This window comes from Ligilactobacillus equi DSM 15833 = JCM 10991 (genome assembly GCF_000615765.1).
GTDB classification, from domain to species: Bacteria; Bacillota; Bacilli; order Lactobacillales; family Lactobacillaceae; genus Ligilactobacillus; species Ligilactobacillus equi.
Map to the genome: position 1 here is coordinate 1 of NZ_BAMI01000107.1, position 2,457 is coordinate 2,457.

The 2,457-nt window shown below is 39.6% G+C and carries 4 protein-coding genes; 1 reads left to right on the forward strand and 3 read right to left on the reverse strand.

Translation table 11 applies throughout. From position 1 onward, the window contains the following. Nucleotides 1-24: 24 nt before the first annotated feature. The 3 genes from JCM10991_RS11525 to JCM10991_RS11530 all read right to left on the reverse strand — a co-directional run bounded on the left by JCM10991_RS11525 (nucleotide 25) and on the right by JCM10991_RS11530 (nucleotide 2,061). Nucleotides 25-1,314 (reverse strand): collagen-binding domain-containing protein, encoded by a 1,290-nt coding sequence (locus JCM10991_RS11525; protein WP_025021570.1) that lies wholly within the window; start codon nucleotides 1,312-1,314, stop codon nucleotides 25-27. Nucleotides 1,315-1,474: 160 nt separating this feature from the next. Continuing rightward, nucleotides 1,475-1,621: an LPXTG cell wall anchor domain-containing protein gene (locus JCM10991_RS15315; protein WP_155889667.1), complete on the reverse strand. Its 147-nt coding sequence runs from the start codon at nucleotides 1,619-1,621 to the stop codon at nucleotides 1,475-1,477. 74 nt (nucleotides 1,622-1,695) lie between these two features. Further along, nucleotides 1,696-2,061 carry a hypothetical protein gene (locus JCM10991_RS11530; protein WP_025021571.1) on the reverse strand — a complete coding sequence of 122 codons (366 nt, stop codon included), beginning with the start codon at nucleotides 2,059-2,061 and terminating at the stop codon, nucleotides 1,696-1,698. A 143-nt stretch (nucleotides 2,062-2,204) separates the two neighbouring features. Between JCM10991_RS11530 and JCM10991_RS14055 the strand changes: the two genes are divergently transcribed. Next, a partial coding sequence (locus JCM10991_RS14055) for a hypothetical protein (protein WP_035189034.1) occupies nucleotides 2,205-2,457 on the forward strand: 253 nt, incomplete at its 3' end.

Consider the following 2,457-nt stretch of genomic DNA (forward strand, 5'->3'; position numbering starts at 1 on the left):
GCCGGATTTGTTGGAGTTTCCCCCTCAGACGGTACAGATGGCGTGTCGCCCGGATCTGTTGGGTTTCCTCCTCGGATGGCACTGATGGCGTGTCGCTGGATCTGTTGGAGTTTCCTCCTCGGACGGTACCGATGGTGTATCACCCGGATTTGTTGGAGTTTCCTCCTCCGGAATTTCTGCTTTCTCCGGATTCAAGTCCCAGCGATGGGTCTCCCCACCCAAAACATTTACCGTATCAGCAATTAGATTCCCATCTAAATTTACATAAGCATTAATCGTTCCTTGAGGCAACAAGATACTTCCTAAGAACCTACCACAATTGAAATTTAACGTTGCGTTGGCCGTTCCAAAATTCCAGAGCAATACATTTCGATTTTGGTGACTTTCACCGTTATTAATACAATTAGAACTTCCTTGATACAATAACTTAATCTCAGACCTAATTTCGTAAGTCTTATCAGCTTGTAGGCCCGTTACATTGATAATTGTTGTTTGATTCGGCCGAAGATTTTTAATTGTCAGTGGTCGATCACGCATCACCTCATCAATACTTACATTAAAATAAATCGTTTCATCCTGAACTTGTTCCAAATCCAAATAGCGATTATTTTCATCGGTAAAATCTTGCTTTACACCCACCGTATTACTTTGAGCTTGAGAATCACGGGAAAGTTCCTCGAGCCGAGTAAAGATTTCTTCAAAATTCAACCATTCTTGGCCCGCACTTTCCTGATAGACTTGATTGCCAATGTGGTCGAGTTTGACACCATTTAACCAAACTTGACCACTTTCATCTTTAGAAAACTCAACGCCATCCCCTAAAATTACTGTTCCACCATTCCGAAAACTAGCACTAGATGTTAAGCTAGAAATTTTTTGAATATAGTAATAATCGTTAGTAGTTACATTCGGTGAATCTCCTCGAGTACCAAAATCTACTTTAGCTTCTAAATCTTTAGTAGCGATATTACCATTAGTATCGGCTGTTAGCGTGGTTTGATTTGAGAAAATATGAAAGGCACCTGCCTCTTGCAAAATATTTTGCTGCGTTTTTTCAGTGAGGTCTTGTTTCGCTGCATCAATTTCTGTTGGTGTAACCTCTTTATTTCCAGAAACTCGTTCCTCCGTGTTGAAGGTCTGAGTATCACTAACAACTTGACTCTTAACCTCCTCTTCACATTGTTCTGAAGGAATATTGAAAGAAAATTCATCTGCACGTGCTACGGTGCAAAAGCTCAAAACCAAAGCCCCACTTGCCAAACCACGCGCCCAGCGACCATGTTTTTTACACCATTCACAACATCTTTTTTCCATAATAATCAACCTTTCTTTAAAAATCCTATTGACTAACTACATTTTTATTTAAACTAAGAAAGGTTAATTATTTAGTTTTTTTACTTTGAAAGCCCTTTAAATTACTCTTGTTTTTCTCTAAAAAGAAAACGCCCCGAATTTGGGACGTTTTCTGCAGTAATTACTCGTCGTGTTTCTCAGTCTTCCGTCGACTTAAAATACCTGCCGTTCCGACCATAAGTATCCCTAATAAAGTCTGACTAATTTTATTGTCACCCATTCGAGGTAATATCTTAGCTGCTGACTGACTTGGCTTATGGCTTACCATTTGACTAGCTGACGCGCTAGTTGATATTGATTGTGTTTCGCTTCTTGATAGACTTTCGGAATAGCTATGTGATTCTAAGCCACTTTCAGATTTTGGCCTACACTCATTGACGCCGACGCACTGGCACTTTGGCTCACACTTGCTGATGTAGACCTACTTTGACTACTTGTATCCACATTTTTACTATAAACATACTGTACATCCTGTCCGCTTTCAATATATGGATTGATTAGAGCCACATATGAACTGTTTAAATTACCTTGGTAAGTATTATTTACGTGAATAGTCGGATAACTATTAATACTACCTAAATTATCATGAATGTATGATACAGTTACCATCCCAGTATATGGCAACACTCTTCCGTCCGGATAAGTCACATTTCCAACATACGGTTTACCATTAATATAGAACCGATATCCGCATCGTTCCTTTATCATCCACCTATTCGTAATTCAAGACTACAGATCCAAGTACTTGTATTCTAGAAAACTCAGTAAGCATCCTATAACACCCCAGTATTAACTATCGGGCAATCTCTCTGTATACTGGAAGAAAATCAGTACTACGGAGGGATTTTTTAATGGAAAAGATAACAGAAATTGTACCAGTCAACTTTAAGTCACCGGAGGTGGATCAAGCAAAAGCTCCGTTTTCCGGTAAGGGACGTCCGCAGCGAAAACCAAAGTACAGTAGAAAAAAGATAATAGCAGATATCCAAACAACATCCTTCAAAATATCAGTGGGGGATAAATATCGCGGTGCGATAATATGTGATGGATGGACTGGATATAGCTCTAACGTCTATCCAGAGATCACTTTCGGGGCGTGTTTGA